At 69.8% G+C, this 6,501-nt stretch carries 6 protein-coding genes; 2 read left to right on the top strand and 4 right to left on the bottom strand.

From position 1 onward, the window contains the following. The 4 genes from D7Y13_RS36305 to D7Y13_RS36320 form a co-directional block, all read right to left on the bottom strand. Positions 1-589, bottom strand: a 589-nt coding sequence (locus tag D7Y13_RS36305; RefSeq protein ID WP_147452576.1) for an MlaE family ABC transporter permease, incomplete at its 3' end; no start/stop codon positions are given. Continuing rightward, complete coding sequence (locus D7Y13_RS36310; protein ID WP_233595814.1) at positions 586-1,365, bottom strand: MlaE family ABC transporter permease; 780 nt, start codon at positions 1,363-1,365, stop codon at positions 586-588. The genes D7Y13_RS36310 and D7Y13_RS36305, both read right to left, overlap by 4 nt. 19 nt (positions 1,366-1,384) lie before the next feature. Then, entirely contained in the window at positions 1,385-2,083 is a 699-nt protein-coding gene (locus D7Y13_RS48825) for an ATP-binding cassette domain-containing protein (RefSeq protein ID WP_120585096.1), read from the bottom strand. Positions 2,084-2,105: 22 nt separating this feature from the next. Then, complete coding sequence (locus tag D7Y13_RS36320; RefSeq protein ID WP_158626184.1) at positions 2,106-4,037, bottom strand: putative metal-binding motif-containing protein; 1,932 nt, start codon at positions 4,035-4,037, stop codon at positions 2,106-2,108. Between the two features lie 213 nt (positions 4,038-4,250). Between D7Y13_RS36320 and D7Y13_RS36325 the strand changes: the two genes are divergently transcribed. After that, positions 4,251-5,282 carry a sensor histidine kinase gene (locus tag D7Y13_RS36325; protein ID WP_120536771.1) on the top strand — a complete coding sequence of 344 codons (1,032 nt, stop codon included), beginning with the start codon at positions 4,251-4,253 and terminating at the stop codon, positions 5,280-5,282. After that, positions 5,279-6,043, top strand: a complete 765-nt coding sequence (locus D7Y13_RS36330) for a LytR/AlgR family response regulator transcription factor (RefSeq protein ID WP_120536770.1) — start codon at positions 5,279-5,281, stop codon at positions 6,041-6,043. Before D7Y13_RS36325 ends, D7Y13_RS36330 begins: the two co-directional genes overlap by 4 nt. The last annotated feature ends 458 nt before the right edge of the window (positions 6,044-6,501 follow it).

Below are 6,501 nucleotides of genomic sequence, written 5' to 3' on the forward strand. Positions count from 1 at the left end.
GCCCACAGCCCACCGCCTTCAGCGCCGCCACCAGCACATCCCAGCCATCCACGTACCTCGCGTCCATGAACGCCCGGCCGTTGATGTCGAATGCCAGACTCGCCACCACCACCGCCGACAGCGTCGCCGCCACCGTTCCCAGCACGCTCAACATCGGCAGGCCCACCACCCCCGCCAGCACCCGGGGCGCCACGAGGTCCGCGTACGGATCCCCCGCCGACATCTCCAGCGCCTCCACCTGCTCGTTCACGCTCATCGTGGACAGCTCCGCGGAGTGGCTGGCGCCGGCCCGCGCCGCCGTCAGCAGGGCCGACACCGCCGGGCCCAGCTCCCGCACCAGCATCTCGAAGTACGCCGGGCCCAGCACCGCCACGTTGCCGATGAGCTTCTTCGCCTGCGCGTTGGCGATGGTCACCAGCACCGCCCCGAAGAAGGCCATGCCCGACATCACCAGCCACACGCTGCGCCCACCCAGCTCGTGCACCTGCGCCAGGGTTTCGCGCAGGGGCACTCCCTCCCGCAGGCTCGCCCGCACCGTTCGCGCCAGCATCACCACCGGCGCTCCGAAGAAGGACAGCACGCGCTTCATGTCGGCCACCGCGACAGCAGCGTCGTCAGCAGGAAGTCCAAGACGAAGATGGCCGCGCACCCCAGCACCACCGCGCTCGCCGCCGCTTCGCCCACGGCCCGGGCTCCGCCCTTCGCTCGGAGGCCCACCGCCGTGGACACCAGGGAGATGGCCAGACCGAAGGCTCCCGTCTTCACCACGCCCCCCACGATGTCGAAGGGGCTCAGCATGTCCGCGAACGTCCCGAAGAACACCCGCAGCGGCAGGTCCAGCGTGAGCTTCGCCGCCACCGCCTCACAGAGGATGGCCACCAGGAACGTGAACGTGCTCAGCGCCAGCATGCTCACCTCCATGGCCACCACCCGGGGCGCCACCAGCAGCGCGAACGGATCCAGGCCGATGCCGCGCAGGCCTTCGATCTGCCCGCCCACCTTCAGCGTGGCCAGCTCCGCCGCGTTCCGGGCGCCGATGCGCGCCGACATGATCAGCCCCAGCAGGAGCGGGCCGAACTCCCACAGAACCCCGTACCCCGCGGCCCACCCCAGGAAGGCCCGGGCGCCGAACCGCTGGATGTAGAGCCCCGCCTGCACCACCACGATGACGCCCGCGAGCGCCGCCGTCGCCAGCGCCAGGGGCAGCGAGCCGTAGCCGAACTGCACCAGGCCCCGCGCCAGCTCGCGCCGCTCCAGCCTCCGAAGGGCCCAGGCCGTGCGCCCCGCGACCAGCGCCAGCGCGCCCACGCCTTCCACGGCGCCCAGCACCGCGCGTCCCAGCCAGGCCAGGCCAGCGCTGCTCACGGGTGGGGCCACGGAAGGGTCATGCGAGGGCCTCGTCCGGCGTCCGTTCGAGCTCCGGCGCCGGGGGCCCATCGTGCACCAGCCGGCCTCCTCGCACGTACAGCCAGCGGGGCAGGGGGAGGTCCAGGGGCGCTTCCGGCGCGGCCACGAGCAGCGTTCCCGTGCCCGCCACGTCCAGCAGCACCCGCGCCACCTGCCGCGCCGTGCCCGGGTCCAGGCCCGCGAACGGATCATCCGCGAGCAGCACCGCCGGCCTCGCCGCCAGGGCCCTCGCGAGCCCCGCACGCTTCTTCATGCCGCCGGAGAGTCGTTCGGGCAGGGTGTCCGCCGCGTCCGTCAGGCCCACGGACTTGAGCACCGCGTCCGTGCGCTCGCGGGCCTCGGGTTCCGGGACGTGGCGACGCAAGAGCGGCTGCATCACGTTCTGCCGGACCGTGAGGGAGTCGAAGAGGGCGTCCGTCTGGAACACGAAGCCGAACGCCGCCTGCTGCTTGCGGCGCTCCGGAGCGGTGAGCTTCGCGACGTCCTGCCCGTCCCAGGTGACTTTGCCGGAGGAGGGCAGGAGCAGACCCGCGAGGGCCTTCAGCAGCGTCGTCTTGCCCGAACCGGACCGGCCCAGGAGCAGGGCCCGGGTGCCCGGAGGAAAGTGCGCGTCGATGGACTCCAGCACGGTCCTGGGACCGTGCCGGAGGGTAAGGCCTTCGCCTCGCAGTTCCATGCCGACCTATGGAGCGAGGGGCTCAGGGGACCTTGGGCCAGTTCACGAGGGTGCCATCCTGGCCCGCTGCGACGATCCGCGTGGGGAGCACGCCGTCGATGGAGTTCAGCGTCTTCGTTCCCTCGAAGGGGTTGGTCCAGCCCGTCCCATCGTAGAAGGCAACCTCGCCCATGTTGGTGACGGCATAGATGGCCTTATGGCTGTAGGCGACGACGTCGAGGACGTTCGCGGACGAACTGCTGTTGGGCTGATTGAGCTTTGGCAGTTGGGTCCATCGGCCCATGGCGCGCTCGAAGACCTGGCCGTTATCGCCCACCGCATAGGCATACCGGTCGCTCAGGACATGAACGCCCCGGATGTCGCCCGTGGTGTTGGAAGGCATTGCTTCGGAAATCCAGCCTCCAGTCCCGGGGTCGAAGCGGAAGGCCCCTGACGTCGAGCTGTTGACGATTCCCACCGCGATCATGGTCTCCAACTTCGTCGCGAGATGGATGGCGCGCAGATTGGCTGCGACGGTGGCCACAACCTCCACGGTCGAGGTGTCATAGGGAGGGGACCAACGGTAGATTTTTCCGGTGCTCGACACCGCGTATGCCGTCGGATCAATCCCAGTGGTGTCGAGACCCGTGACTCCGTTGAGCGAATCACCACCGCCCGTGTCCGGTCCGGACTTCACGTAACATTGGGTATCGACCCTTGATGCCGTCGCCAGCTTTCCGTTCGCGCCGACAACGATGACGCGTCCGTCCTTGCTGGACCACGCCGCCTTCCAGTCGCCAGCGCACGTCACGGCGACGACGGTCGAACCCTCGATGCGCGTGAGTACATTGTTTCCAGCCAGCCAGGTGCCGTTCTCTCCGTATGTGGCGACCGCGTCCCAGTCCGGGGTGCTTCCGCTGCCGGACGCCGTGGACCAACTGGCCGGCGACGTGTCACAGGTAATCCCGTTGTCCACGCCGTTGGCGCAGTCGTTGTCCATCCTGTCGCAGGACTCCGCCAGTCCGCTCCGGACGTAGGTGGAGCTCTCATCGCAGTCCTGCGAAGAAGCGACGCCCCCAGGCTTGGGGGACACGCAGCCAAGGCCCACGTCGGTACCGCTGAATCCGTCGCCGTCATCATCGAAGAACCAGCTCACGGGATCCTGGATGCGATTGCACTGCGTCTGGTTGGGGCCGGAGCCGCAGGCCAGCTTGCCCGGGCAACTCAACTCGGCCGGGCAGTCATTGCCCACGCCGAACTCTTCATCCACCAGGGTATTGCAGTTGTCGTCCTTGCCGTCGCAACGCAGCTCCGACTGGCCCGGACGGATGCTGCCCTCCGCGTCGTTGCAGTCGTCGCCGCGCGCGACGGTCCCGGAGGGCTGGTTGCAGGACTTCACCTCCGTGCTTCCGTAGCTGTCCGAGTCCGCGTCCACGTACCAGGTCTTCTTGTCGGTCGCGTCCGACTCCCCGTCGGCGCAGTTGTTGTCCGTGCCGTCGCAGGTCTCCGGGGCGGCCGGGTTCACCGTGGCCGACCCGATCCTGTCGTCGCAGTCGGTGCCGCCCTGCGCCGTCTTCACGTAGCCGTCGCCATCCTCATCCACCGCGTCGATGGCGAGGGGCACGTCCAGCGAGCCCTTCTCCGGGACCTGCGCGGACGTCGTGGCCACCGTGTTCAGCTGCGCGCCCGAGCAGGACACCTCGCGGGCCTCGGCCTGCACGTTCAGCTGCGTGCCCCAGCCCTCCTGGCGGAAGACGGCGATCTGCACCGGGTTGGGCGACGCGGGTGTCAGCGCCACCGGCGTGCTGGCCGAGCGCGACGCGTCCGCCGCGTCCCTCACGGTCACGATGATGCAGCCTTGTTGGAAGGTGTCGTGACTGACGCGGACGTTCAACGCCCCGGCCTTCAGTTCGTCCTTCTTACAACCCGTGACCCACAGGCCACACACCGCCGCTGCCATCAGGAATAAACGCATGGGAGGGGCATTCTCGGGCGCGTCGTGCACCCGGGGCAAGGCGGTTGAAGAAGATCCTTCTCCGTGCCCGGGCTCCGTGTGGGGCATGGACGCGCTTGCCCGGTTCCCGGCCGCCCTCCACCCCGGGCCGTGGGGGCGCGGGCCACTGCACCGGGTGGACCCCGCGTTCGCGTAGTAGGTTGGCCCCCACCCCGAGAAAGCAGGCCTCCCCCCATGTCACGCCGCTTGATTGTCGGCCTGGTGATCGTCGCCGCGTTCATCCTCCTCAAGGGGGCGGTGCGCGCCACGTCGGTCGAAACCAACAACAACGGGCTCATCCTGGATGTCGTCTTCCTCGCGGTGGACTTCGCCATCCTCACGCTCGCCTTCGAGATCGTCCTGCGCCGTGGCGGCACCCACAAGCAGGCCCTGCTCATCGGCACGGGCGTCGGGGTGGGGCTCACGGTGCTCTTCGGCTGCCTCGCCGTGGGGATCATCCATCCTCGCGCGCCCCACCTGAACCTCACGCTCGGGCGTCAGCCGGACTACCTGACCGTCTCGTTGCGCTACCTGCTGGGCTTCTTTCGCGACCTCGCGCTGTGGATGCTCGCGTTCGTGTACCCCATCCTCGCCGCGGACGCGGAGCGCCGCCGCGCCGAAGCGAGCGAGCTGCGCCGTCAGTCGGAGATCGCCCAACTGCGCGCGAGCCTGGAGCCCCACTTCCTGCTGAACACGTTCAACACCATCGCGGGGCTCGTCACCAAGGACCCCGATGAGGCGCGCCGGCTGCTGGCGTGCCTGGGCGAGCTGTTCGACGACATCTCCGAGCACGAGGACGAATGGCAGACGCTCGACCGCGAAGTCCACTGGCTGAAGCGCTACGCGGAGATCCTGGAGGCGCGCCATCGCGGAGTCCTGTCCTTCGAGTGGAACATCGATGAGGCGACGCGCTCCTTCAAGCTGCCGCGGCTGCTGCTCCAGCCGCTGCTGGAGAACGCGGTCAAGCACGGTGCGCTGCGCCGCGATGGTGACGGCCGCGTCACGGTGCGCAGCACGCGCGTCCACAGGACGGGGGAGGACTTCGTGGTCTGCTCCATCGACGACAACGGTCCGGGCCTGCCGCCGGATGAGGTGCGCCCCGGGGCGAAGGGGCTCGACATCGTCCGCCGCCGGCTCAAGCTGCACCTTCCCAACTCCCGGCTGACCGTCGACTCGTCGGCCCAGGGCGTCCACGTCCTCGTGGAGATCCCCGAGCTGCGGACATGAACCTCCGCGCGCTCATCCTCGATGACGAGCCCCCCGCCCGGGACTACCTGGCGGAGCTCTTGACCGACACGGGCGCCGTCGACGTCGTCGCGGCGGTGGCGACCGCCCGGGCGGCCCGGGAGGCGCTCGCGGGCTCGCCCGGGTTCGACGTCATGTTCGTGGACGTGCAGTTGGTGGGCAGCCCTGGCAACGAGGACGGCATCGACCTGGTGCGCTCCCTGGGCCGTCAGGGGCCGGCGGTGGTGCTCGCCACCGCGCACAAGCAGCACGCGCTGGAGGCGTTCGAGCTGGGCGTGCTGGACTACCTCCACAAGCCGTTCACGCGGGAGCGCGTCGCCTCCTGTGTCCGCAGGCTTCGCGAGCAGCGCAAGCCTGGCGGCGGGACGGTGGTCCCCCCCATCTCGCGCATCGTCGCCCGGCAGCACCGCTCCCTGGTCTTCATCGAGCTGGACTCCGTGTTCGCGTTCGAGGCGGACGACCGGCTGACGTACGTGCACGCCGTCGAGGGGAAGTTCGATTTCGACCTCCCGCTGTCCTCCATCGAGGCCACGTTCGGGGAGTCGATCGTCCGCGTGCACCGCAACTGGCTGGTGAACCTGGCGCTCGTGCGGCAGATCGAACGCGGCGACGGCGAAACCGCGCTGCTCATCGGGTCGCGCGCGGCGAACGTTCCGCCGTTGCGGGTCCCCGTGGCCCGCGAACGCGCCGCCAGGGTGCGGGAGCTGCTGCTGGCGAACGCGGCGGGTGTGCGCCGTCCCTGACGGCTCGGGCTCGCGGGGGGACGGTTCGTCGGGATTTCGTTCGGGTTCGTCGGCAACGCCCCCCGGGTGTCAGGGCTCGGGGCTATGGCTCCAGGGTCCGCCTTGATGCCCGGAGCCTTCCATCCCGATGACGCCGCGCGAACCGACCCGGAATAAAAGCAGGGGATATGCATTCTGGGGCGCGCCGCGTGTCCCGTGTGGGGCGACGGCCACCGTCGGCATTCGAACCGCGAGGCATCGTCCAGGCAGGCCCCCCCACCACCGTCACACCCGCGCCGACGCCTTCCGTGTATAGGGGCCGTTGACCCTTCGACACCGCCCGTTCCACCGCACGCCTTATGCCCACCGTCCGCCGTGCCCTCCTCGCCGCGCCCCTGGGAGCCTGTCTGTCCGTGCTCGCCCCGGACGCGTCCGCCCAGACCCCGGAGCCCGTGCCGCCTCCGGCCGCGTCCCCGGGC

This window comes from Corallococcus praedator (genome assembly GCF_003612125.1).
Taxonomy (GTDB): domain Bacteria; phylum Myxococcota; class Myxococcia; order Myxococcales; family Myxococcaceae; genus Corallococcus; species Corallococcus praedator.